The following is a 24,805-nucleotide window of genomic DNA, read 5'->3' on the forward strand; positions in this document are numbered from 1 at the left end:
CGGGCCGCCCCTCACGAATTTATTGCTCGTAATCAGGCGTAACCGGCTTCCTGCACGGTTCGTTCCGCCGCGCCAACGAAATCCTGCAACTTACGGAAACGATATGTGTTTATCTGCACAGAACTTCGCGCTAGCAGCCGGGCGAACCCTTTCGCGCCGGTCGCGCTTTTGCCCAGGATACCTCTCTCCCTTGTCCAACGCCGCCGCCTCCGGGCCCACCGGGCTACACAGTGCCATGCGCGCGGCGACCGCCGAGGCTCATGACGATCTCGACCACGCGTTCGCCGTATTCGACCTTGCCGATCCGTCCGGATTCGAAAGCTTCCTGGCCGTGCATCATGCGGCGATGGCAACGATCGCGCCGATCTTTGCAGACTTCGTGACCGGCACGCTGGCGATGCCGGCGCCCGACTACCTGGCGATGCTGGCCGCCGACATGGGCCACCGCGCGCCGCCCGCGGCGCCGGCACCGGACGCGCTCGACGGGCTGGGCGCCGCTTACGTCGTGGCCGGTTCACGGCTTGGCCTGGCGGTGCTGCGCAAGCGCGGCTTCGCGCGGCCTAGCCGCTACATGGATGACCGTGCGGGACTGGACGTGTGGCGCACGCTGACGGGCTGGATGGTGGCCCAACCGAACGACGCCGCGGCGCGCCGCCGTGCCGGGGATTCCGCACGTGCCGGCTTCGCGGTGTTCGCCGACGCGCTGGCAGCCGCGACGGCACGGTGCCCGGCATGAGCGAATCCCCCTACCCCGGCGAGGTCGACCTCGACACCTGCGCGCGCGAGCCGATCCACATCATCGGCCGCATACAGTCGTTCGGCTACCTGATTTCGTTCGCCAGCGACTGGATCGTCAACCACGCCTCGGCCAATTGCGAGGCGCTGACCCGCCGCCCCGCGGCCGACCTGATCGGGCGCCCCGCCACGGACTTTCTGACCGGCAGCGCGCTTCACGACCTGCGATCGCGCCTGCAACTGATCGCCGGCAGCGATTCGGTAGAGCGGATGTTCGACATCGACCTGATGGGCGACGGGCGGCTGTTCGACGTCGGGCTGCACAAGTCGGCGCGCTCGTTCGTGCTCGAGGCCGAGCCGAGCGAGAGCGGCCGCCGCCGCGATTACGTCGCCTTCGTGCGGCCGATGATCGATCGGATGCGAAAGGCCGACAGCGTCGAGGGGCTGTGCGCCGCGGCGGCACGCCAGATGCGCGCGCTGACCGGATTCGACCGGGTAATGGTCTATCGCTTCGAGCCGAGCGGCGCGGGCGAGGTCGTGGCCGAGAGCACGGCCGGCGACCATGGCAGCTATATGGGGATGCACTTCCCCGCATCCGACATCCCGGCGCAGGCGCGGGCGCTTTACGCCCGCAACCTGCTGCGCATCATCTCGGACGTCGATGATCCGACCGTGCCGGTGATCCCCGCGGTCAATCCCGACGGCGATCCGCTGGACCTGAGCATGAGCGGCCTGCGCGCGGTCAGCCCGATCCATATCGAGTACTTGCGCAACATGGGCGTCGGCGCGTCGATGTCGGTGTCGATCATGCGGCGGGGCAAGTTGTGGGGCCTGATCGCGTGCCATCACTACGGGCCGCTCAAGCTGGCGTATTCGCTGCGCACCGCGTGCGAGCTGTTCGGGGAATTCTTCGCATACCTGCTCGAGCAGGTCGACGTCGACGCGGCGGAGGAACGCCGCACGCGCGCAACGCGCATGCATGACGAGATCATGGCCCGCATCGCCAGCGGTAGCACGTTGCTGTCCGCGTTCGACGACTTTACCGAGACCATCGCGCGGGTCATCCCTTACGACGGCATCGTCGGCTGGGTCGACGGCGAGTTCGTCAGCCGCGGCGAAGTGCCGACGCGCGAACGCTTCATAGAACTGGCGCGGTTCCTCAACACCACCGGCACCAGCACCGTGTGGGCGACCGACAAGCTGTCCGCCACGTTCGCGCCGGCGGCGGACTATACCGATTGCTGTTCGGGTATCCTGGCGCTGCCGGTAAGCCGCAATCCGCGCGATTACATCGTGCTGTTCCGCAAGGAATGGCTGCACGAGGTGAACTGGGCCGGCAATCCGCAGAAACCGGCGGAATTCGGCCCCCACGGCATGCGCCTGCACCCGCGCAAGAGCTTCGAGATCTGGACCGAGGAACGCAGCGGCCAGTCACGCCCCTGGCTGCCCGACGAAATCACCGTGGCCGAGAACCTGCGCATCACCCTGCTCGAAGTGGTGCTGCGGCTGGCCGATGCCGCCAGCCGCGAGCGCGAGCGCGCGAGCGCGCGGCAGGACATGCTCATCGCCGAGCTCAACCACCGAGTCCGCAACATCCTCAACCTGATCCGCGGCCTGGTGGCGCAGAGCCGCGATAGCGCCGACACGATCGACGGCTATGCCGAGATCATCGGCGATCGCATCTATGCGCTTGCCCGCGCCCACGACCTGATGACGCAGACCAGTTGGGAACCGTCGTCGCTCCATGCGCTGGTTCGCGCCGAGGCCGCGGCCTACGTGGGCGACAACATCGACACGGTGGCGATCGCCGGGCCCGACGCCATGATCGAGCCGACCGCGTTCACCCCGCTGGCATTGGTCATCCACGAATTGATGACCAACAGCGTCAAGTACGGCGCACTGTCGGTGCCCGAAGGTACCGTGGACCTTACGGTGGAGGCTGCGCCAAGCCGCCAATTGACGGTGACCTGGCGCGAACGGGGCGGTCCCGAAGTCCAGCCGCCGCAGCGCCGCGGGCTTGGGTCGATCATCATCGAGCGCAACATTCCGCACGACCTGGGCGGCGAGGCGGCGATCGAGTTCCGCAAGGACGGCGTGGTTGCCCGCTTCGTCATCCCCGCCGCGCATGTCGCCGAGGTCGTCACCGGCCAAAACGTCCAGGCCGTGACCGCGCCGCCAAGCGAACCGATCGGCGCCGACATCCAAATCGACGGCGAAGTCCTGGTGGTCGAGGACAACATGATCATCGCGATGGAAGCGGAGGACCTGCTGGGCGAACTGGGCGCTTCGCGCTGCCATGTCGCCAATTCGGTGCGCAAGGGCCTGGAGTTGCTCGACCTCCACCCGATCAGCTTCGCCCTGCTCGACATCAACCTGGGTGCCGAGACCAGCGAGCCGGTAGCGCGTACCCTGCTGGAGCGCGGGATTCCCTTCATCTTTGCCAGCGGCTACGGCGATTCGCTGAACCTCGCCAGCGGGTTTGCGGACGTACCCGTTGTGACCAAGCCCTTCTCGCTCAAGGACATTCGCGCCGGTATCGCCCGGCGCCTGGCGCGCTGACCTAGCCAAGGCCGAGGTCAGTCGTTACGGCCCGCGCGCTGCAGGTGCGAAGGAACAGGCGATGCAAACGATCGGCGTCATCGGGGCGGGACAGATGGGCTCGGGCATCGCCCAGGCGGTGGCGCAGAGCGGCTTTTCGGTCGTCCTTTCCGACATTGACGAGCGGACCGCGGGGCGCGGCCGCGACGGCGTCGCCAAGGCGCTCGACCGGCTGGTGGCCAAGGACAAGGTCACGCCGGACGATGCGGCGGCGGCGCTGGCCAGGATCGCCATTTCCGGCACCGTCGCGGCGATGTCCGGGGCCGACGTCATTATCGAGGCCGCGACCGAGCGCGAAGACGTCAAGCGCCGCATCTTCGAAAGCGTCGCCGCGGTCATGGGGCCGGACACGATCCTGGCCACCAACACCAGTTCGATCCCGATCACCCGCATGGCCAGCGGCACGCCCGACCCGGCGCGGTTCATCGGGCTTCATTTCTTCAACCCCGTGCCGGTCATGGGCCTGATCGAGGTCATTCCCGGCCTTGCCACCAGCGCCGAGACGCTGGCGCGCACCCGGGCCTTTGCCGAGGCACTGGGCAAGCAAGTGGTGCAATCGCAGGACGAGCCCGGCTTCGTCGTCAACCGTGTGCTGCTGCCAATGATCAACGAGGCCGTCTTCGTGCTGGGCCAGGGGACCGCCTCTGTTGCCGATATCGACAAGGGCTGCCGGCTCGGCCTCAACCACCCGATGGGCCCGCTGGAGCTGGCCGATTTCATCGGGCTCGACACCTGCCTCGAGATCGTCCGCGTCCTCCAGGCTTCGACCGGCGACAGCAAGTACCGCCCCGCCCCGCTGCTGGTAAAATACGTCGAGGCCGGCTGGCTCGGCCGCAAGTCCGGGCGCGGCTTTTACGACTATGCGGGAGAGGCGCCGGTTCCGACCCGCTAAAGGCTGCCCGGGCGGGGCTTTTTCCCTTTGCCTTTAGGCAAGAGCGCCGTATCGCACCTGCAGCAAAAGGGGCGGTGAGGAATTTCATGGGCAAGACGGCGCTGATCACGGGCGTGACCGGTCAGGACGGGGCGTACTTGTCGCGGCTCCTGCTGGAAAAGGGCTATACCGTCCACGGTATCAAGCGGCGCTCCTCGTCGTTCAACACCGGCCGGATCGAGGATATCTACCAGGACCCGCACGTCGACGGCGCCCGCTTTCGCCTCCACTATGGCGACCTCACCGATTCTACGAACCTGATCCGCATCATCCAGGACACCCAGCCGGACGAGATCTACAATCTTGCCGCGCAAAGCCACGTCCAGGTCAGCTTCGAGACGCCAGAATACACCGCCAACGCCGACGCGATCGGCGTGCTGCGCCTGCTCGAGGCGATCCGCATCCTGGGGCTGGAAAAGAAGACCCGCTTTTACCAGGCCTCCACCAGCGAGCTTTACGGCCTGGTCCAGGCCGTGCCGCAAAGCGAGACCACGCCGTTCTATCCCCGCAGCCCTTACGGCGTCGCCAAGCTTTACGGCTACTGGATCACGGTCAACTACCGCGAAGCTTATGGCATTCACGCCAGCAACGGCATTCTGTTCAACCACGAAAGCCCGCTGCGCGGCGAAACGTTCGTGACCCGCAAGATCACCCGCGCCGCCGCCGCGATCAAGCTGGGGCTGCTCGACAAGCTGTACCTCGGCAACCTCGACGCCAAGCGCGACTGGGGCCATGCGCGCGAATACGTGCGCGGCATGTGGATGATGCTGCAGCAGGACGAGGGCGACGATTACGTCCTGGCCACCGGCCAGACCATCGAAGTGCGCGAATTCGTCCGCTGGGCCTTCGAGGACATCGGCATCGCGCTGGAGTTCAAGGGCGAGGGGCTGGACGAAAAGGGCGTCTGCGCCAGGACCGGCAAGGTCCTGGTCGAGGTCGACCCGCGCTATTTCCGGCCGACCGAGGTCGACCTGCTTCTGGGCGACCCGTCCAAGGCGCACGCGAAGCTGGGCTGGAAGCACGAAACCTCGGCCCGCGAGCTGGCGCGCGAGATGGTCACCGCCGATCTCGAGGCCATGGGTCTTGATGCCATAGCGCCGAGCGTTTGAGCAGACGTTGCCTCGCAGCTCGAACAAGTTATCGGTTGGCTATAACGCGACCGCGTTGATCCCAGAGCTTGGGCGCGTTCGCCTTAAGCGCGCTGCTGGTGCCGCGATCGTGTCACTGATAGCCCGGGCCAGCAATATTATCCTTGTCATCGTAACAATGCCGCTCGCCAGTGCCCAATTGGGCCCAGAGCGCTTCGGCCTTTGGATGCTCATGGGCTCAGTGTCGGCCATGATGACTTTTGCTGATTTTGGCATCGGTAATGGGATGATGACATTGATTGCCTCCACCAGCGGATCAGACGATCGTAACGCTATTAGGCGCGTGGTTGGAAGCGCTGGGCTAACTTTAATCGCCCTTGGCTTGCTTGTTGCAATCTTCGCGCTTGTCGCTGCGAAGTCCGTGGAATGGCCCTCTGTCCTAGCCGTACGCAGTCCATTAGCAAGGAGCGAGGCTACGCGTGCAATGACCTTTTTTTTGCTATCACTCGCCGCCGGAATCCCGCTCGGGATAGCCTCAAAGGTCCAAATGGGATTGCAAAAGGGCTACATCGCGAACGCTTGGCAGGCACTTGGCAGTCTACTTTCTCTTGCTACACTACTAATTGCTCTTCATTTTGACGCCGGCGTTCCTTCCATGGTGGTAGCTTTATTTGCGGTGCCGCAGATCGCCATGATTGGGAACCTTGTTCAATTTGGGCTTACAGAGCGCGACCTGTTACCGTCCTGGCGTGACATCGAATGGTCGACGTTGCGAAAGATGGCTTCGCTCAGTTTCGGATTTTTCGCATTGCAGCTCATTGCGGCGATCACATACCGCGTCGATGCGCTGATTATCGCGCATTTTTTCGGCGCTGCTGAAGCAGGAATTTATGCTGTGTACGAACGCGTCTTTGCGGGCATTGCAATGCTAGCATCGATAGCACTTACACCGCTGTGGCCTGCGTACAGTGAAGCGCTCACACGGGGCGACTATCAGTGGATTCGACAGACCTTAATAGTGTCAATCTGCGGAGTTGCCTTGGTCGTTGGCGCAGCTTCGGTCAGCTTGGCGATGATCGGCCCCCACATCATGGAATTCTATTTGAATAAAAGGATGCCGATCGTACCATCAATATTAATTGGCTTTGCGGTATGGAAAGTGATCGAAGCAGTTGGCATGGCGGGCACAATGTTTTTAAACGGAGCCGGAATCCTTCGCCCGCAAGTTATTGTTGCGGTCGTGCTAGGCATTTGTGCATTTGCGTTGAAAATCTTGCTTATCAGAAAAGTGGGATCTTGGTCTGTGGTTTGGTCGACGATCGCTTGTTACATCTTAATTGTAATTATTCCACTTGGACGCATTATTCTAAATAAATTGCAGGCTCTTTCAGGTCTAATCGTGGAAGGGGGCGCAGTCCGTGACTAATAATCGGACACGAGGTTGGAAATCGGCGCTCAGCCAGTTTGTTCTCAATCGAACGCTCAGAGCATCGGGCCGAATTTCAAATGCGATGTGGTTGCATCTCCGAAGCATTGCGACATCGCTGACGGATGCTCCTGTGCGCTACGACCCCGGCACTGGCGAGTTGGACCTCCCCGCTTCGCATCCGCTACCCCTCTATCAAAAAAATTTCCCGAATTATGACCGCGCCTTGCCTCGAATTGCGCGGCTTCTCAGGTCGCGCAAAGATGAGATCGTTATTGCCGACATCGGCGCGAATGTTGGAGATACTAGCGCCGCCTTGCTCAGCATTCCTGGAATCTTTGTGATTGCGATCGAAGGAAATCCTAAATTTCTTCCATTCCTGCACACAAACACATCAAAGTTCGGCAATCGCGTATTTATATGCGAAAAGTTCGTCGGCTCGCCAGGAGATGCTGCTTTTTCGCTCGTGACCCGGGAAGGTACAGCCAGGTTGGTAGCCGACAAAAATGGAAGTGTTGACGCGATTATCTCCCTTGCGTCAGCGGTACAAGCGGCTGGCAAGAAGCATCTGGATTTACTGAAGATAGACACAGATGGATTTGATATCAATATTTTGAACTCCTCCCGTGACTATATAGCCACGCAGACAGATGTTCTTTTTTTCGAATTTGATCCTCATTTATTTTATTCCATTTCACCCGATGGATGGAACGTTTTTGAAAATCTTTCAGCGATTGGTTATAGACACTACGTGTGCTATACGAACACTGGCTCATTTTTTAAGGCATTTGGATCCGCGGATAAAATAGGAGTTGAACTGCGGATCGCCCTTCGCGATCGAAATTCCTTGGCCTATGTAGACATCGCTGCGTTTAAAGACTCTGACGTCTATTCGGAATTTTTACGATCCGAATCAGCTCATTTCGCTGTGCAAGGCGCACCGTGATTGACGCCTCGAATGAAGCGCTTCTAGGAATGAGTGCTTATCATCGGAATAATTGCCGTGTCGCGATGAATGGTTCCCGCCGCCGAGTGCCAAATTGAATGTCAGTCTCACTATCTGCGTTGGATAACTCAATTAGGGTTGTATTTGACCATCGAATATTTGCGATGCAGAAATACGGTGGTGTTTCCCGTTATTTTTCAGCGCTTGCGGCTCACCTTCCAAAATACGGAATTTCGCCCCACATTATAACCCCTCTGCATCAAAACGAGTATCTTGATCATTTATCTAATAGCCTAGTTTGGGGCTATCGGATGCCAGAATTTCGCGGTGCGAGACGCCTTGCAACCGGAATTGGCGATATATTGGCGCCCGCTTTGGCAAACCTTTCCCGTGCGAGGGTCGTGCACGAGACCTGGTATTCTCAGCAGAGGTATGCACCGCGTCGCGCGCGTATTGCGATTACCGTACATGATTTAATTCCGCACCTGTTCCCAAGTCCTAACGGGGATCACCGCACAAGAGATGCGATGGATGTGGCGATCGAACGAGCGGACCACATCTTCTGCGTCTCTAACAACACGCGCGCCGACTTAATTAGTCTTTTTCCGGACACTGAACAGCGCTCGAGCGTAACGCACCTTGGCTACGAGTCGCATCGAAAGCCTATCGAAGTCACGAGGTTCGACACCGACAGACCTTACCTGCTTCATGTAGGACGCCGGCCAGCGTACAAAAATTTCATGGCGCTGCTCGAAGGCTTTGCGATGTCGGCTCTCGTGAATGATTTCGATATCGTTTGTATCGGCGGGGGCAGTTTCTCTGAGGACGAGAACGCAGCGATCGTTCGGTTAAAAATCTCCGGTAAGGTGCGTCAAGTTCAGGCGCGCGACGATCAGCTGTTTCAATGGTACGCCGGTGCGGCCGTCTTCGTGTACCCGTCACTCTACGAAGGGTTCGGAATCCCTCCCTTGGAAGCAATGGCGGCGGGCTGCCCGGTCGTCGCCGTCGCAGCCGGCTCTGTGCCTGAAGTTTGTGGCGCAGCCGCGCAGTACGCGCCTGATGGATCACCGGAAGCTCTGGCTGAAGCGATCGAAGCCGTGGCTTTCGACCCGGTCCGTCGCCGTGCGCTTATAGGCGCCGGCAGCGCTCAGGTCCGCCTGTTTTCCTGGGATACTAACGCAGCTCTCACGGCGGAAGGTTATAAAGCATTGCTCTAGACAGCTTGTCGCCCGCAAGTGCTGCACAGCGAGCGGAGTTAGGGCTGTTCCTAATCGCGCGCATGACCGGATCAAGCGCGAGTAAGACCGCTCTCCCAACGCCGCCTCGCTGGCTCCCCTTTCCACGCGCCAAGAGGAATTCGGCAGGCTTGGCCTTTCCAAACGGCCCGAAGGGTTCCGGCCGCGGAGCATGAGCGCGATGGACTTGCGACACGTTGGGAAACTGCATAGGACTTAGATATGGTCGAGGGGCAGGATATCGAGATCGGCAACGCTGGTCCGCAGCGCGGCCGTCGGCGCAGCAAGCGAACCAAGTCGAAGTCGACCCCCGGGGCGCTGCGCCAATGGTGGTGGAAGTACGGCACGCTGGCGATGGTGCTGGTCACCGGCGCGTGGCTCAGCTTCGGCTATCTCAAGCTCTATTCGCAGGGCCTGTCCTACGACATCATCGGCGTCGGCGTGAACGAGCCGGGGATGCTCTATGCCGCCGGCCCGCCGAACCAGAAGATCGACACCGCGACCGGACGGCGCTGGGTCTACCGCGACGGCGATCGCGTCGCCGTGGTCGATTTCGACCACTCGGGCATCCTGTTCAATTTCCTCTGCACCAGCATGAGCCAGTCGCCGCGGGCCTGCAGGCCCAGCCACGGCATCCAGATCGGCACTGATGAGCTGTCGATGTGGAACCGCCTCGGCATGCCTTCGCATGAGCGGCTCGACGGGACGGGTAAGTACTCGACCTACCAGGGCATCGGTCTGACGGTGCGGCTGGAAAAGGGGTTGGTCACGGCAATCTCGCGCCAGCCTTCGACCAGCAAGGTCGACCTCATTCCCCAGGTGCTGCGCTCGCTAATTCCCTGATCGTCAGCGGGCCGAGCCGGGGCGATAGCGGCGGTGGCGGGTGAAGCCGCCCAGCGTGAAATCGACCAGGATCCACACGATCTGCGCCGGCACCACGATCAGCGCCTCGCGATAGGCGAACAACGATCCGTAGGCCTTGAACCAGCCGATGAATGCGAAGAAGATCAGCGCCGCCAGGCCATGCACGGCCAAAGTCAGCGGCCAGCCTCGCAGCGCCTGAAGCGGCGTGTGGCGGGCCAGCACCCAGGTTATCCAGAAGGCGATGATGATGGCGCAGGCCACCGACCACAGGATATAATTCAGCTGCATCGTTCCACCCTGCTTGCCGCTGCCCGGCAATTGCGCTTATCGCACGAACCGCGGGAGTGACAATGGCCTTCAACGTATCGGGGACGACGGACTACTTTCGCCGTGAAGGCAGCGATCCGGCGCTCGGGCTGGCGCTGGCCGGGCTGCTGGCCGCGGCGCTGGTGTTCGGTGGCCGCTCGCACGCGCTGCAATACGGCATCGTCTCGCTCGCCGCGCTGCCCGCCCTGTTCCTGCTCCTGCGCGAACCGCGCCGCCGCGACTGGCTCGGCGTGCTGCTGCTGGGCCTGGTCGCCCTCGCCGCGCTGCAGCTCGTGCCCCTGCCGCCGCCGGTCTGGCGCGCACTGGCAGGGCATGATCTTATCGCCGCGACGCTTGACGCGGTCGGCCTGGGGCAGATGTGGCGCCCGATATCGGTGGCGCCATGGGCCACCTTTGCGGCGCTGCTGGGCCTGCTGGCGCCGGTCACCGCCTTTTTCGCCGCACGCCGTGCCGGCTGGGCGGCGGTGCGCACGATGTTGGCCGCAGCGGGTCTGTTCGCCGCGGCCAGCGCCTTGCTCGGTGTCGCGCAGCGGCTGACCGGGGGGCTAAACATCTACCATGCCGGGCACGAGGGCTTTGCCACCGGGCTGTTTGGCAACCGCAATCACCTCGCCGACCTGATCCTGACCGGCGTTGCCACCGCCCCGCTGCTTGCACCGCCCGAAAAGCGTTCGCAGTGGGCCATCGTCCTGTCGGTCTATGCCCTGCTGCTGACGCTGTGCGTTTTCGCCACGACCTCGAAAGCGGGGCTGCTGCTGGCGGGACCGGTCCTGGCGGCGTCGCTGTTCATGATCTGGCGGCCGCAGCGGCGGCACTACGTCGGCGCCGCCGCCGTCTTCCTGGTGATCGTGGCGGCCGTGCTGTCGCTCAAGGGGCTCGACCCTGTGCTGCAGCGCTTCGCCGATCCGGGCGCCGCGGGAGACCGGGCCATCATCATCGACACGGCGCCGGTCGCCATCCGAGCCTTCTGGCCCTGGGGGTCGGGCTATGGCACGTTCGTGCCGGTCTATGCCGCGTTCGAGGATCTCGACCTGGTGCAGCCCGCCTACGTGATCGAGGCGCACAACGACTACCTACAGATCGCACTCGAGGGCGGGTTGCCGGGCACGATCAGCATGTTGGCCGGCCTGGCCGCGATCGGCTGGATCGTGCTGGCTCTGATCCGCCGCCGGGCCCCGCGCGACGTGCTGGCGCCGATCGCCATCATCGCCCTGCTGCTGGCGCACAGCGTGGTCGATTACCCACTGCGAATGCCTGCGCTTTCGGTGCTTTTCGCCGTTTGCTGCGGATCGATTGATGCAGTGCGGCAAACGTTTGCCAAGCCACGCGGGATTGCGTAGGGACCGGCCGATGGCGGGGTATGAAAAAGAGCAGCGCGGACTGGTCCGTGCAGTTGCCGGCACATTGGTGCTGGCTGCGCTGGCGGGATGCGTTCGAACGGTGGCCCCGGCGCTACCATCGGGACAGGCCGCCTACGATGCCATCCCGGCCGGTGACGTCAGCCAGGCCCGTGAATATCCGATCGGGCCGCTCGACGTCGTCAGCGTCTCGGTCTTCGGCGAAAGGGACTTGTCCGTGGACAAGGCTCAGGTCGATTCGGAAGGGCTCGTGCAGGTTCCGCTGGTCGGCTCGGTTTCCGCCCAGGGCCTGACTTCAAGAGAGTTCGCGCGCAAGCTCGAGGTCGAGTTTGCGAAGCGCTATCTGGTCAACCCGCGCGTGAACGTCGCCATCGTCGAATCGTCGCGCCGCCGCGTTACCGTCGACGGCGCCGTTGCCCAGTCCGGCGTTTACGAGATGCCGGGCCGCATCACGCTGGTCGATGCGATCGCGCTGGCGCACGGCGTCAATTCGATCGCCAAGTCGAGCCAGGTCGCGATCGTGCGCCGGGTCAACGGCCAGCGGGTCGGCGGGGTCTTCGACCTCGGCAAGATCCAGGCCGGGCTCGAGCCCGACCCCGAAGTGCTGGCCGGCGACCAGGTCATCGTCGGGACCTCTTCGATCCGTGCGACATACCGCGAACTGCTCCAGGCGACCCCGATCCTGAGCATTCTGCGACCATTCTGAGGCGAAGCGACGCGTGAACCAACCTTTCGTCCCCCGCGCCGGTGACCCGAGCGACGCGCTGGCGATGGCCGAACCGCCAAAGGCGATGCCGGCGATCAACATCGATTTCCGCCGCATCCTGGCCGCGCTTTACCGCAATCGTTTCTACATCGCAGGCATCCTGTTCGTCGCGGTCGCGTTCGGCGTCATCTCGTCGCTGTCGACCACGCCGATCTACCGCGCCACCGCATCGGTCCAGATCGACAGCCAGGCCGCACAAGTGGTCAGCAACGAAGAACAGCCGGTCGTCGACTATGACACCACGCTGTTCCTGCAGACCAACCTCGACGTGCTGATGAGCCGCGCCATGGCGCTGTCGGTCGTTGACGCCCTCAAGCTCGCGTCGTCGAACGATGCCTTCAACCGCATGCAGGTCGATCCGCCGGCCGGCGGTGCCCCGGGCACGACGATCGCGCAGACGCGGCGCGAATACCTGGCCGATGTCCTGCGCGGCAATGTCAACGCCGCGCTTCCCAAGAACAGCCGCGTCGTCCAGATCAATTTCGAAAGCCCCGATCCGACCTTCGCAGCCCGGGTCGCCACGGCCTATGCCAACGCGCTGATCGCCAGCAACGTCCAGCGCAAGTTCGATTCCTCGGCTTATGCGCGCAAGTACCTGGAGGGCCAGCTGGGCCTGGCCAAGGACCGTCTCGAAAGCTCGGAGCGTGCGCAAGTCGACTATGCCCGCAGCGCCGGCCTGTTCGACGTCCAGAGCGGAACGGCCGAGAACCCGGCCTCGCAGTCGATCCTTCTGAGCGACCTGGTCGCGGTCAACGATTCGCTCAATGCCGCGCGCGCCGCCCGCGTCGCCGCGGAGCAGCGCTATCGTGTCGCCGCCTCGGTCCCGGTGATGAGCCTGCCCGAAGTTCAGACCAGCCCGAGCATCCAGCAACTGCTCCAGCGCCGCAGCGACCTGGCCGCCCAGTACGCGGCCGACAGCCAGCGCTACCGGCCCGACTATCCGTTGCAGGTCCAGCGCCAGTCGCAAATCCGCACGCTCGACCAGCAGATCGCCGCGCAGGCCGGGCAGGTTCGCAGCGCGCTGCAGACCCAGTACCAATCCGCGCTTCGCAACGAACAGCAGCTGGCCCGCCAGGTCGCCGGTCTGCGCAGCGGCAACCAGGCCGAACAGCAGAAGCGGATCCGCTATAATATCCTTGCGCGCGAGGCGAACACCAACCGCGCGATGTATGACGGCCTGCTGCAGCGCTACAAGGAAGTCAGCGCCAGCGCCGGCGTCGCCAACAGCAACATCTCGATGGTGGACGAAGCGCGCATTCCGGGTGCTCCGGTCCGTCCGCGTCCGCTCATGAACCTGCTGATGGCGCTGATCGGCGGCATCATCGTGGCCTTCGGCTTCGTGTTCCTGCGCGATTACTACGACGATGCCACCCGCACCCCGGACGACATCATCAACAAGCTCAACGTGCCGTTCCTGGGTATCATTCCCAAGCTGCCGCCCGAAACCCCGGCCGCCGAAGTCCTCGACGATCCGAAGTCGAGCGTGTCGGAAGCCTTCGCGGCGCTGCGCACGCAGATGGGCCTCATCACCACCGACGGGCAGCTTGGCAGCATCTCGGTCACCAGCAGCCGCGAATCGGAAGGCAAGAGCCTGATCGTCTACGGGATCGCGCATTCCTTCGCGCGGCTTGGCAAGCGGGTCCTGGTCATCGATGCCGACTTGCGGCGCCCGTCGCAGCATCGCCTGTTCGAGCGCGAGCGTACTGTCGGCCTGTCGAACGTGCTGTCGCGCCAGTCGAACTGGAAGGACGTCGTCCAGAAGACCGATCGCGACAACGTCGACTTCATGGCGACCGGCCAGCTTCCGCCCAGCGTCCCCGAACTGCTTTCCGGCGGCGGGTTCGGCGAGATGCTCGAAGAAGCCGGCCGCGAATACGACCTGGTCATGATCGACTCCCCGCCGGTGCTGGGCCTTGCCGACGCCATCCTTCTGGGCGGGCTTGCCAAGCACCTCGTCTACGTGATCGAGGCGGGCCGGCCGCTGCGCGGCCGCGGCCTCGCCGCCGTTCGCCGCCTGCGTGCCGCCGGCCTGAAGATCGACGGCGCGGTGCTGAACAAGTTCGATCCCAAGTACGCCGGCTATGGCTACGAGTACGGCTATTACTACTACTATGGCCGCGGCGACTGACGTTGCCCCTCGCCGGCGGCCCGTGCTGGCCGCCGGTGCGGCCGCGCTGGCCGCTGTCGCGGTGCTGGCCGCGGCGACGGGCCCGGTCCTTGCCGAGGCCGATTGGCGCGCCGGCGCGCGCCTGGCCCCGTTCGATTGGCAAGTGCAGAACCACGCGGTTACACAGGCGATCGCCGTCAGGGACGCCCCGGCCGCCATCGGACACGCGCTGCGTTCTTTCCTGGCCAACCCCCTCAATGCCAAGGCCCTCACCGTCGTCGGCTCGACCCGCACCGGGGTCGCCGGAACGCGGTTGCTGAACCAGTCGGCCGCGCTGGGCTGGCGCGATCCGCTGACGAATTACCGCCTTATCTACGAAGCGATCCGCGAAGGTGATCCCGTGATCGCGGCGCAGCGCGTCGATGCGATCGGCCGGACGGTCGGCAGCGACGCGGCGGCGCGCTACGCCGATCGCGTCCTGACGATGCGCGGCGGGATCGAGGCGATGGCGGATCGCGCCGCGCACCACCTTGGCCCCGGCTGGATGCCGGCATGGATCGCGCGCCCACCGGCACAGCAGGGGCTGGTTGCGCTGCGAAGCGAGTTTGTATCGCGGATCGACAGCGGTGACGGGCCGTGGAAACGCGCGATGATCAAGGCGGCCGGCGAAGGCTTCGGCAAGGGCGGCGGCACCCAGGCCCACGCCTTGTGGCGACGTAGCCTGGCGAACGAAGCGTTGTTCGCCGGCCCCGTCTACGACAGCGCCTTCACCCTTCCGCTCGAGCCGACACCGCTCGGCGGCGAATGGCAAGTGAGCGGAACGTCACCACTGGCGGTCGAAAATCTCCGGCCCGCCGGGCTGGTCCTGACGGCCGGCGGCGATGCCCAGGGTTCGGTCCTCGCTCAGACGGGCCCGGCCCAGACCGCACTGGCGATCGAGGCGCGGTGGAGCGGGCCGCGCGAATTCGTGGCGGCGCTGCGCTGGCGCTATCTCTGCGCCGAGACATCGCAAAGCAGCGTGATCGCGTCTGAGCCGGTGCGCGAGGGGGACCAGTGGGTACAGCGCGGATCGTTTCAACCGGCGGCCAATTGCCGTCTGGGGATACTGGCGCTCGAACTTGCGCGCCCGGTAACGCCGGGCAGTTCGGTAACCCTGATCAGCGTATCGCCTGGCTAGCGGCGGACGCGCTGGCCGGTCGCTGCTGCAAACGCGCGCAGGTCATGCCCGGTGAGGGCGCTGAGCCGGTCGATCCTGGCGTCATTGTCGGCGCATGTGCTGAGCTCGCGCTCAAGCTCGTGCCGCTTGGCGTCGACCAGGAACCGGTACCACAACCCCTGCAGCCCATGATAGATCAGCCCGGGCTTGCCATCGAGGAAGCCAAGCTGGACGATGTAGCGCAGCAGGAAGAACGCCAGCGGACCCAGCCCCAGCGGCAAACGGTTGTAGAACCCCTGCTTGGCGATGCGTCGGCGCTCCGCCTGGTGGCTTGCCCCCACGCCTTCGGCGCGGTCCGTTTCGAACAAGCCGTGGACATCGATCAGCGCATCGAGCGCCTCGCGCGTCGCATAGGCATTATGCTTGGCGGTGAAAAACGTCAGGTCGTTGAGGTTGATGTCGCTGAGATCGCCGGCGACGTGCAACGTGGCCCCGCCCGAAATCGCGATGTGCTCATCCATCCAGCGCTGTTCGATCCGCCCGCAGCCGCGCCGCCACACGCGCACCAGCCGCAGCGGGTAACGGCCGCCGTGGCGAATCCAGCGGCCCATGAAGATATGCCGACGGTCGACCGAGAACGCCGCGGTGCCCGGGTCGGCGGCGCCCATCGCGGCCTTCAGGTTGGCCGCCAGGTCCGGCCCGACCACTTCATCGGCGTCGAGACGCATGATCCAGTCCGTGCCGATGCCGGCATTGTCCAGTGCCCACTGGAACTGGTCGGCGTAATTGACCCAGGCCCTTTCGAACACCTCGGCGCCGTGTTCGCGCGCAATCGCGGCCGTCGCGTCGGTCGAGCCGGAATCGACGATGACGATCCGCGTCGCCAGGCCGTCCAGCGCACGCAGGCAGCGCGCCAGGTGGATCGCCTCGTTGCGGGTCAGAATGACGGCAGTCAGCAAACCGGGCTGCGCGTCGTCAAGGGCGGTCACCGGGCTTTCGCTCAACCGTGGGCGCCGGCCAGCCGGTGCTGGACCGACGCGGCCGCCGACAGGCGCGCGGCGCGCTGCTGCGCCAGGTACGCTTTCGCCTCCGTGATGACGTAATAGATCATCACGATCTGGAACGACACGGTGAAGCGCACCGGGGACCCGAATGGAGAGAACAGCACGCTCCATGCGAACGACAGGACCATGTACGCGTAGATAGGTCGGAGCGATCCCGGCACGAGCAACGAATAATAGATCGACACGATCGCCATCAACAGCATGTAGATCCAGAACAGGCCGCCCAGGGCGCCCCCGTCGACCCAGCTTCCGAACAGGTAGCTATGGCTGGGAATGTAGTTGCCTCTATTGAATCGCACTTCTTGTGACTTGACACCGGCCTCGATCAGGCGGTGGCGCAGCAGCTGGTTATAGTAGTTGTCCTGCGCCCAGCTGCCGTGGCCAAGGAAGGGTGAATCCTTGATCGCGATCAGCGACACGTAAAGCTCGGTCCGGCCGCCCAGGATGATGTTGCCGTTGCCGCTAACCTCCTGCAGGCGGTATTTGGTTTGCGCCTCGGCACCCAGCGTCCCGTTGTCGGCGAGCTCTGAGTAGACCCAGATCGGCCCCTGCGTGGCCACCAGTGCCGCCATGAACCCGACCACGAAGGTCGAGGGCCGGATGGTGCGGCGCAGCGCCGGATTGCGGGCCAGGATGACATAAAGCTGGCACAGCGCGGCCGCGGCGATCACGTTGCCGAAATTGGAACGCGCCTGCACGGCCAGCTGGAAAGCCGCGACCGCGGCCAGCACGATCGGTGCGAAGCGGGTCAACCTGCGCGTACCCGGGATCGCGCCCGAAACCAGCACGGCCGACGCGACGATCATCGCCTCTCCCAGCCCGAACCGCCAGCGCACCCCTTCCGCGCCAAAGGCGGTGTCGGCGGCCGGCACCGCGGCGTAAGCGGCCAGCGCCATGCCCGCGGCATAGGCTGCCAGGTACGATCGGCGGATCGGCAGGAACAGCCACATCGCCGCCAGGGTGGCTATGAAAAAGACGATCTTGGCCCAGCCGCGCCCGAAATCCTCGAACGCAGAACCGCGCCAAATGTCGGTGAAAATCTGCCCGAGCAGCCACAGCAGGCCGAGGAAGAACACCCAGCGTATCTGCTGCAGCCGCGCCACCGAACCCGGACGCATGACAAGCAGGAGCAGAATGCCCACGCTCATCGCGTCCTGCAAATAGACGGTCCCGACAATCTGAAGCTCTACGATGCGTCCGAGCGGCCACAGCAGCGCCACCACGATCCACGGATCGAGCGAGACCTGGAACCGGTCAGGCTCGGCAAGCGTTACTTCGGTTTGGCTCACCAGCGACATCGTGCCGCAATGCGTCAAAGGGCCGGTCTTTGCAATGGAGGCGATTCGCCTCCGGCGAGGCCGGGAACGTTTCGAATTACGGTTAACTTATTGTGCTTGCAGGGTGAGAAAGAGCGCCAAATAGTGCGCAATCCTTGGTTGACTTGATACTTCGCAACTGCAATATAAGTGTTGTCCCTAGGAAAATTGGAGCGAATCGCTGTGAAGAAAGTCATATCGGCCGTTGTAGCGTCGACACTTGCCCTCGCCAGCGTTTCGGCTCAGGCCGCGACCCGCCCCGAAGCCGCGCGCTTCTCGCAGCCGGTCGCTGCCGGCCAGTCCGATCAGTTGGGCGGCGGCATGCTTTGGATCTGGATCGCGCTGTTCGCCGCGCTTGCCGCGATCATCCAGATCGCCAAGAGCAACAGCCCCGACTGATCTCGATTTTTCCGGGAACGTTGAAAGCTCGCTTCGGCGGGCTTTTTTCGTGTCCGGCGGCCGCGTCGTCAGTAGGCGTTGCGGTGGAGCAGGACCGTCGCGGTGCGCAGGATGATGCCGATGTCGCGCTTGAGCGACCAGTGGGCAAGGTATTCCAGGTCTGCGCCCAACCGGTCGGTAAGGTCCGATTCCGCGTGCGTGGCGCCGCGGTGGCCGCGAACCTGCGCCAGCCCGGTCAAGCCGGGCTTGCAGGCGTGGCGCATCCAGTACCGCTCGTCAACTTCCCAGAACAGCTTGTCGGCCGCGGTTGAGCCCGTGGCGTGCGGACGCGGCCCGACGATACTCATGCTGCCGCCCAGGACGTTGAACAGCTGCGGCAGTTCGTCGATGCTCGTGCGCCGGATCAGGCGCCCGATCCGCGTCACCCGGTCATCGTCGCGCGCGGCAGAACGCCGCCCGGAATGATCGGATTGCACGGCCCGCATACTGCGAAACTTGAAGACATCGAAAAAGCGGTTGCCACGTCCGACCCGGCGCTGGACGAACAACACCGGGCGCCCGTCCTCGATCAGGATGGCGGCCGCCGTCGCGAGGAGCAACGGCGACAGCACAATCAGCGCCCCGCCCGCAAAGGCGATGTCGAACAGCCGCTTGGTCGTCCGCGCCCGCATGCCCAGGGGTCCGACCGACACGCGCAGCAGGCCTGCCCCCTCGACGATCCGGGCGCCTTGCGCACCAAGCGCGACCACGACGGGATCGACGACCTCGCCTTCGATATTGGCGCCCTTGAGAACGATCGACCAGGCCTGCCGCAGTTCCGCCCTGCAATCGACCATCACGCGGTCAACATGGCGCAGCAGCAGCCCGATACGGTGCAGCGCGGCCGGGTCGGCGATATTGGGAACTAGGCCGTGGGCGCTGGCGTCCACCACCGGCACGCCGGCGAAGGCGAGCCCGCTGCCGCCATGGGAAATCAGGATCTCGTTCACCACGTTGCCGCCGCAGCGCCAGTCCACGAAAGCCCGCATCTGCGCCTTCGTCCAGACCATGGCAAAAACCACGGCGAGTGATCCCGCCGACACGATAACGCGCGAGAAATAGCTGCTCGATTTCGTGTAGAAGGCGATGAACACGATCACGACCGCGGCGATAACCAGCGCCTGCAGCCCGCGCGCACAGCCGTGGAGCCAGTCGCGCAGCGTGTCGACCGAATAGGTGCCGTTGCCCAGGGCGAACGTCAGGAAGATCGGCGCAATCAGCTGCGCGACCTGCAGCCCGTTCTGCAGCCCCGGCTGGCCCTGGTAAAGGAACCCGACCGCGCCCAGGCCAGCGACCAGGACGATCAGGTCAGCGACAAGCAGCGCAAGGTAGCATTGCAGCCGTCGCCGCTGGAGCGGGCGAAATTGGGGCAGACCCTCGTTAACGCTCGCGCGCGCTGTCCGGCGTTTTCGCGGCGCTGCGGCGCTTTGGGCTAAAGTGGTCGGCACCGCGCAATCCCCCTGGGTCCGCTTGCGACTGTGTCGCGCCCGGCGTGCAAGGTCAAACGCCTAGCGTGCGGTGCAGCAAAAAGGCCCCGGAGGTGGTGAGCGGCGCAGTCCTCGCCTAACGTGTCTTTGCACGTCTAATTCCCAGGAACATGGGAAAGTGGTGGGAAGCGATCGCGATTTGCCCGATACCAGGCAGCATGGCCGAGCAAAAACCGCCTAAATCCGAGGGTGAAATCACTGGTTTCCCATACGCGACATTGTGGGAAGAGTTTGGAGCGATTTGGCAGACGCTTGGCGCGCGAGAGGGCGTCGAGGGAAGCTACGAAAAGCTGCTCGCAGAGTGTGGGTCCAAAGGCCGGGACCTTCCCGCGGGTCCGTCCCGGCATGACATTGCTGATCTCGTCGAGCATACACCCGCTGCGCCGGCAAAGCGCGATGAACTCATCGACAAGCTCTACAGAATCGCCGCAGCCTACCTAATCCCGACCCTAAAGATCCAACTCGGCCGAGGCGCAGCTGATACACAGACGCGTCTCAATCAGATATCGACCAGTGCATCGAAGCTGGCCGCGCTACTGGCCGAGCCTGAATACGATCTCGAAGTGCTCCTCGATTTTGTCCGACTGGGTTCAGTGAACGCCGAAGCGGGCAGGTTATTCAATTTCCGAGACCTCATCGCGGAGCTTGAGGAGCTCTCTGAAAGTGCTCGGGTGAGTGCTCGAGAGGTGCCCCGCATGTCTCGCGGATCGACCACCGACCTTCTGCGGATACGGTTGATGGAGGCGGCGACCGCAGCGATTGGCGATGCGTTTCCGGGCATCGAAATTGAGGTCAAGCAGTCGGATACCGAACGGCGAAACCCGCGCCCGGCCTCTGTAACCGGGGAACTCCTGTTCCGATATCTCGGTCTTGTGGACCCCAAGATGCGCGACAGAGCCAAAGTGCGCCTGTTCCTCGAGTTCAGTCGATCCTGGGTGTCTGTGTCCCCTGCGGACATCGACAGGGACCTGCCTTCGAAGGAATACCTCAGACGCCACACCGGGCGCCGGAAGCTCGTTCTCGAGTCCGACCTGCCGTCTAAATCGCCGAAGAAGATTATTTAGCAGCATCCTCATCGCTTCCCATAACCGCCATTGGGCTGCTTCCCAGAAACTACGGAAGCGAACCAATGGTCAAAGGTCCCCAGCAGAGAGCGTTAGAGGTCGTAAACCGGCATCCCGACATTCTCGTTCCCTACGCGAACAACGCCCGCGAGCACTCGCAAGGCCAACTTAAGAAGCTGGTCGCCAGCGTTCGCGAGTTCGGGTTTACCAACCCGATCCTGATCGACGAGCAGATGCGTGTGCTCGCAGGGCACGGCCGGCTGACGGCCGCGAAGTATCTCGGAATGACGTCGGTGCCGACCATCATCCTGGCCGGAATGACCGATGCGCAGTGGCGCGCCTATGTCCTCGCCGACAACGCCATCGCGGCCAAGGCGGGCTGGTCGAAGGCCATGCTCACGACCGAGTTCCGTGGTCTCATCGACATGGGCTACGATGTCGAGCTGACCGGGTTCGACACGCTTGAGATCGACACTCTGATTTCGTTCGACGACGGCGAACCGCAGGCAGACAGAGTCGAGCTGCTCGATAAGCGGGCCCCGGCGATTTGCCGGGTTGGAGACTTGTGGAGCGTCGGGCGGCACCGCCTCTTCGTCGGCGATGCACGGGCGCTGGAATCCTATGCCCGGCTGCTCGGTGACGAGCGGGCTGAACTGATCATAGCGGATCCCCCTTATGGATGCGCGATTGCGGGCAACGTCTCGCGCAACCGCAATGCCGAGGACTTCGTCATGGGGTGCGACGGCGTCGGCCCCGAACTCGCGCACGGTCTGCTGCGCCCCGCCCTCAAATGCATGCGCGTCTACGCTCGGCCCGGCGCGATTGCTTTCATCTTCATGGATTGGCGGGGGCTGCCCGCTTTATGGGAGGCCGCGCAAGGGGTCTTCCACGAGATCAAGAATCTGATCGTATGGTCCAAAACCAACGCTTCGATGGGATTTTATAGGTCTGCTCACGAACTCATCTACGTTTTCAAGGTCAGCCCGGGCAAGCACATCAACAACTTCGGCTTGCGCCGGCATCGGTCGAACGTCTGGAGCTATCCCGGGGCTAACACCTTCCGGGCCGGTCGGAAGGAAGACCTGGATAGCCACCCGACGATCAAGAACAAAGCCATGATTGCTGATGCAATCCTGGATGTCTCGAAACCAGGAGGGATCGTTCTGGACAGCTTCGCAGGATCCGGAACCACATTGGTCGCCGCGCATCTGACCAATCGCCGTGGTTACGGGATCGAACTGGACGAAAAGTATGCCGACCTGATCCTGAAGCGACTGAGCGAAGCCGCGGGCGAGGAGCCGAAGCTCGAAGACGGCAGGTCGCTTGCGGACGTCGCTGCCGAACGCTCGGGGACGCCGAAATGAGCGACGATCGTGAGAAGGCTGAAGCCGCTCGCGCCGGCCGCCGCAAAGACGGCCTGCCCTTCAAGGAGGGCAACACCCGCGAGGACGGCAGCTACGCTGTCGGTAAATACCGCACTCCCGAGAGCGGCAAGTTTGCAGTTGGCGACGGCCGAAAGCGCGGGCGCCGGGCCAAAGGCGTGCGCAACGTGGACTCCGATTTTGAGGAGGAGTTCAACCGCCGTGTCACCGTGACCGAGGGCGGAAAGAAGCGGAGCGTGTCCAAGGGCCGCGCCAGCATTATTCGACTGCTCGATAACGGGTACAGCAAGGGACAGACTGCTGCGATCATCGAGATCGACCGCCGGCACCAGCGATTGCTTGAGAAGAAGGCGGCAAGTCAGCAGCGCACCGTCGAGGCCGATGCTGCGCTTCTGGAAGCTTACATCAAGGAGATGCTGGGACAGACGAGTGCCGGCCCTCACCTGCTCGGGGATCCGGAGGAGGGTGGTGAACCATCCGCTTGCGGGGAAGCGGAGGGTACCGACGAGGAGCAAAGCGATGAGGATTGATCCGAGCGCAGCTCTGGCGGCCGCCATCCGATTGAACTTCGACCTCTTCGTGCGGGCGATGTTCCCCTACGTCACCGGCGGCCGCTACACGCATAACTGGCACATCGACGCGATGGCGCACCAGCTCGATCTGATGCGTCAGGGGCAAAACCGGCGCTTGATTATCACTATGCCGCCGCGGCACCTCAAGTCGATCGCAGTGTCGACCGCATGGGTGGCGTGGATGCTTGGGCAAGACCCCTCGCTCCGGTTCATTTGCGTAAGCTACGGCGACAAGCTTGCCGAAAAGCATGCCCGCGATTGTCTCAAGATGATGCGCGGCCGGCTCTACCAGTTGGCCTTCCCCAACGTCCGCCTGGTCAAAGGCGCCATCGGGGATTTTGAAACAACCGCAGGGGGCGGCAGGCTCTCGACGTCAGTTGAAGGTGCGATCACCGGGCGCGGAGCTCACTTCATTGTAATCGACGATCCGATGAAGGCGGCTGAAGCCTTGTCGGATAACGCGCGAGAGAAGGTGGTAGAGTGGCTCGATGGCTCTCTGATCTCGCGACTCGATGATGATGAAAGTGGTGTCGCCGCTATCGTCCTCGTCATGCAGCGCCTGCACGAAGACGATCTCGCCGGAGTCCTGCTGCGGCGCGGCGGATGGAATGAGCTGCGCCTTTCCGCCATCGCAACGCGCGAGGAGATCGTGCCGCTTACCCGCGGGCGTTTTTATCGCCGCCGCGAGGGCCATGCGTTGCACCCCCAACGGCGGTCATTGGCCTGGCTTCACGAGCAGCGGCGGGTCAACTGGTACCACTTCTCGGCCCAGCATCAGCAGGACCCGGTTCCGCGGCAGGGTAATTACGTTCAACGCGACTGGCTTCAGTTCTACGATCAGGTGCCGGACGCCGGCCTCATCGTGCAAAGCTGGGGCACAGCGTCTGAGCCCGGCGTGAAAAACGACTTCACTGTCGGAATAACGGCTCGTTACCACAAAGGGCGCTACTACGTGCTCGATGTCTACCGGAACCGCGTCGCGTTCGGCGGACTCGTTCGCACGGTGATCGAGTTGTGCCAGCGATACGAAGTGGAGCGGCTCATAATCGAGCAGGCCGGCAGCGGGATCCAGCTGATCCAGCGCTTCGAGGAGGACCTCCCGTCAGGAGTCCCCTACCCCATAAAAATAAAGCCGTTTGAATCGAAAGTAATTCGGTTTGAGGCTCAAGCCAGCCGAATCCAGGCCGGGGAACTTCTACTCCCACGAACTGCACCCTGGCTTGCCGAGTTGATCGCGGAGATCGTGGGATTTCCGAACACGCGGCACGACGACCAAGCGGATGCGCTCGCGCAGATGCTGGCCAATCCGCCGTGGAAGAACCCGACGCCCACGAATGAAGGACCAATCGCTTTCTGCGATGGGCGGTTTTCGGATGAGCCGGGTTACGAGTTCGATGCGGGCGCCTACGAAGACGATGGATGGGGACCCGATTGAAGGTGCGCCAAGTTAGACATGGGGTGACGTAGCATACGACGCAGTGGCGTGCGTCGCTCATATATCGAAGGAATAGTGTGCACACCTGCGCCTGCCTCCAGCTACGCTCGGCATACAACGGCGCACCTCAACTCAACGCTTTGCGATCGCAGTCACCTTTCCGGCGCTACCCGTAATGCTGGCATCAAATGCCACCTTGTCGCCAACCTTGACGCCTTGAAGGACCCCCGGGTCGGCAGAAAATGTCATGGTCATCGCCGGCCACGCGACCGCTGGTATAGCTTGATGGTCAAGCGTTATCGTGCCGGCGGCGATGTCGAGCTCGGTGACAACTCCGGTGCCCTTGGCCAGCTTCGTCTCTGGGCTGTTCGACGAAGTCGACATAGTTGACATCGCGGGCTCGCTGGTCGCGACCGAGGAAGATTTGTCGTCAGTTGGTGCTTTTTGACCGCACGCCGAAAGCGAAGCCGTCAAAAGGAGGGCTGCTGCCATGTTAGTGAAGGTTTTCAA

22 protein-coding genes are annotated in these 24,805 nt (G+C 63.4%); 17 read left to right on the forward strand and 5 right to left on the reverse strand.

The features are described from left to right. The first annotated feature begins 235 nt into the window (after positions 1-235). The 8 genes from ACOYW6_RS07975 to ACOYW6_RS08010 all read left to right on the forward strand — a co-directional run bounded on the left by ACOYW6_RS07975 (position 236) and on the right by ACOYW6_RS08010 (position 9,802). Positions 236-736, forward strand: a complete 501-nt coding sequence (locus ACOYW6_RS07975; RefSeq protein ID WP_423140799.1) for a heme oxygenase — start codon at positions 236-238, stop codon at positions 734-736. Beyond that, complete coding sequence (locus ACOYW6_RS07980) at positions 733-3,294, forward strand: HWE histidine kinase domain-containing protein (RefSeq protein WP_423140800.1); 2,562 nt, start codon at positions 733-735, stop codon at positions 3,292-3,294. Before ACOYW6_RS07975 ends, ACOYW6_RS07980 begins: the two co-directional genes overlap by 4 nt. 61 nt (positions 3,295-3,355) lie before the next feature. Beyond that, entirely contained in the window at positions 3,356-4,225 is an 870-nt protein-coding gene (locus ACOYW6_RS07985) for a 3-hydroxyacyl-CoA dehydrogenase NAD-binding domain-containing protein (RefSeq protein WP_423140801.1), read from the forward strand. 86 nt (positions 4,226-4,311) lie between these two features. Continuing rightward, a complete protein-coding gene (gene gmd / locus ACOYW6_RS07990) occupies positions 4,312-5,373 on the forward strand; it encodes a GDP-mannose 4,6-dehydratase (RefSeq protein ID WP_423140802.1) in 1,062 nt (353 codons plus the stop codon). Between the two features lie 157 nt (positions 5,374-5,530). Continuing rightward, positions 5,531-6,778, forward strand: coding sequence for a lipopolysaccharide biosynthesis protein (locus ACOYW6_RS07995; RefSeq protein WP_423140803.1), 1,248 nt, complete (start codon positions 5,531-5,533; stop codon positions 6,776-6,778). Further along, complete coding sequence (locus ACOYW6_RS08000; RefSeq protein ID WP_423140804.1) at positions 6,771-7,724, forward strand: FkbM family methyltransferase; 954 nt, start codon at positions 6,771-6,773, stop codon at positions 7,722-7,724. The genes ACOYW6_RS07995 and ACOYW6_RS08000 overlap by 8 nt, the downstream gene beginning before the upstream one ends. Positions 7,725-7,888: 164 nt before the next feature. Beyond that, positions 7,889-8,941 (forward strand): glycosyltransferase family 4 protein, encoded by a 1,053-nt coding sequence (locus tag ACOYW6_RS08005; RefSeq protein ID WP_423140805.1) that lies wholly within the window; start codon positions 7,889-7,891, stop codon positions 8,939-8,941. 240 nt (positions 8,942-9,181) lie between these two features. After that, positions 9,182-9,802 (forward strand): hypothetical protein, encoded by a 621-nt coding sequence (locus ACOYW6_RS08010; RefSeq protein ID WP_423140806.1) that lies wholly within the window; start codon positions 9,182-9,184, stop codon positions 9,800-9,802. A 3-nt stretch (positions 9,803-9,805) separates the two neighbouring features. Here the strand turns inward: ACOYW6_RS08010 and ACOYW6_RS08015 are convergent, their stop codons facing one another. After that, positions 9,806-10,111 (reverse strand): hypothetical protein, encoded by a 306-nt coding sequence (locus ACOYW6_RS08015; protein WP_423140807.1) that lies wholly within the window; start codon positions 10,109-10,111, stop codon positions 9,806-9,808. 62 nt (positions 10,112-10,173) lie between these two features. Between ACOYW6_RS08015 and ACOYW6_RS08020 the strand changes: the two genes are divergently transcribed. The 4 genes from ACOYW6_RS08020 to ACOYW6_RS08035 are packed head-to-tail and all read left to right on the forward strand — an operon-like array spanning position 10,174 to position 15,558. Further along, positions 10,174-11,490, forward strand: coding sequence for an O-antigen ligase family protein (locus ACOYW6_RS08020; protein ID WP_423140808.1), 1,317 nt, complete (start codon positions 10,174-10,176; stop codon positions 11,488-11,490). A gap of 10 nt (positions 11,491-11,500) precedes the next feature. Then, on the forward strand, positions 11,501-12,214 hold the full coding sequence (locus tag ACOYW6_RS08025) for a polysaccharide biosynthesis/export family protein (RefSeq protein ID WP_423140809.1): 714 nt from the start codon (positions 11,501-11,503) through the stop codon (positions 12,212-12,214). Positions 12,215-12,227: 13 nt separating this feature from the next. Continuing rightward, a complete protein-coding gene (locus ACOYW6_RS08030; protein WP_423140810.1) occupies positions 12,228-14,402 on the forward strand; it encodes a GumC family protein in 2,175 nt (724 codons plus the stop codon). A gap of 22 nt (positions 14,403-14,424) precedes the next feature. Then, positions 14,425-15,558 (forward strand): hypothetical protein, encoded by a 1,134-nt coding sequence (locus tag ACOYW6_RS08035; RefSeq protein ID WP_423140811.1) that lies wholly within the window; start codon positions 14,425-14,427, stop codon positions 15,556-15,558. On the opposite strand, the gene ACOYW6_RS08040 is transcribed toward ACOYW6_RS08035, so the two are convergent. Beyond that, entirely contained in the window at positions 15,555-16,526 is a 972-nt protein-coding gene (locus ACOYW6_RS08040; protein WP_423140812.1) for a glycosyltransferase family 2 protein, read from the reverse strand. The genes ACOYW6_RS08035 and ACOYW6_RS08040 overlap by 4 nt on opposite strands. Positions 16,527-16,537: 11 nt before the next feature. Beyond that, on the reverse strand, positions 16,538-17,890 hold the full coding sequence (locus ACOYW6_RS08045) for a hypothetical protein (protein ID WP_423140813.1): 1,353 nt from the start codon (positions 17,888-17,890) through the stop codon (positions 16,538-16,540). Positions 17,891-18,100: 210 nt separating this feature from the next. Between ACOYW6_RS08045 and ACOYW6_RS08050 the strand changes: the two genes are divergently transcribed. Beyond that, positions 18,101-18,316, forward strand: a complete 216-nt coding sequence (locus tag ACOYW6_RS08050) for a hypothetical protein (protein ID WP_423140814.1) — start codon at positions 18,101-18,103, stop codon at positions 18,314-18,316. A 68-nt stretch (positions 18,317-18,384) separates the two neighbouring features. Here ACOYW6_RS08050 and ACOYW6_RS08055 read toward each other — a convergent pair whose 3' ends face one another. After that, on the reverse strand, positions 18,385-19,803 hold the full coding sequence (locus ACOYW6_RS08055) for a sugar transferase (RefSeq protein WP_423140815.1): 1,419 nt from the start codon (positions 19,801-19,803) through the stop codon (positions 18,385-18,387). 197 nt (positions 19,804-20,000) lie between these two features. Here ACOYW6_RS08055 and ACOYW6_RS08060 point away from each other — a divergent pair, with 197 nt between their 5' ends. The 4 genes from ACOYW6_RS08060 (at position 20,001) to terL (ending at position 24,295) form a co-directional block, all read left to right on the forward strand. Next, positions 20,001-20,906, forward strand: a complete 906-nt coding sequence (locus ACOYW6_RS08060; RefSeq protein ID WP_423140816.1) for a hypothetical protein — start codon at positions 20,001-20,003, stop codon at positions 20,904-20,906. Positions 20,907-20,971: 65 nt separating this feature from the next. Continuing rightward, positions 20,972-22,270 (forward strand): site-specific DNA-methyltransferase, encoded by a 1,299-nt coding sequence (locus ACOYW6_RS08065; protein WP_423140817.1) that lies wholly within the window; start codon positions 20,972-20,974, stop codon positions 22,268-22,270. Continuing rightward, positions 22,267-22,818: a DUF5681 domain-containing protein gene (locus tag ACOYW6_RS08070; RefSeq protein WP_423140818.1), complete on the forward strand. Its 552-nt coding sequence runs from the start codon at positions 22,267-22,269 to the stop codon at positions 22,816-22,818. Before ACOYW6_RS08065 ends, ACOYW6_RS08070 begins: the two co-directional genes overlap by 4 nt. Beyond that, positions 22,808-24,295: a phage terminase large subunit gene (terL, locus tag ACOYW6_RS08075; protein WP_423140819.1), complete on the forward strand. Its 1,488-nt coding sequence runs from the start codon at positions 22,808-22,810 to the stop codon at positions 24,293-24,295. The genes ACOYW6_RS08070 and terL overlap by 11 nt, the downstream gene beginning before the upstream one ends. 132 nt (positions 24,296-24,427) lie before the next feature. On the opposite strand, the gene ACOYW6_RS08080 is transcribed toward terL, so the two are convergent. Further along, entirely contained in the window at positions 24,428-24,805 is a 378-nt protein-coding gene (locus tag ACOYW6_RS08080) for a copper-binding protein (protein WP_423140820.1), read from the reverse strand.

The sequence above is a fragment of the Parablastomonas sp. CN1-191 genome (assembly GCF_049354825.1).
In the GTDB taxonomy this organism is placed as follows: domain Bacteria; phylum Pseudomonadota; class Alphaproteobacteria; order Sphingomonadales; family Sphingomonadaceae; genus Novosphingobium.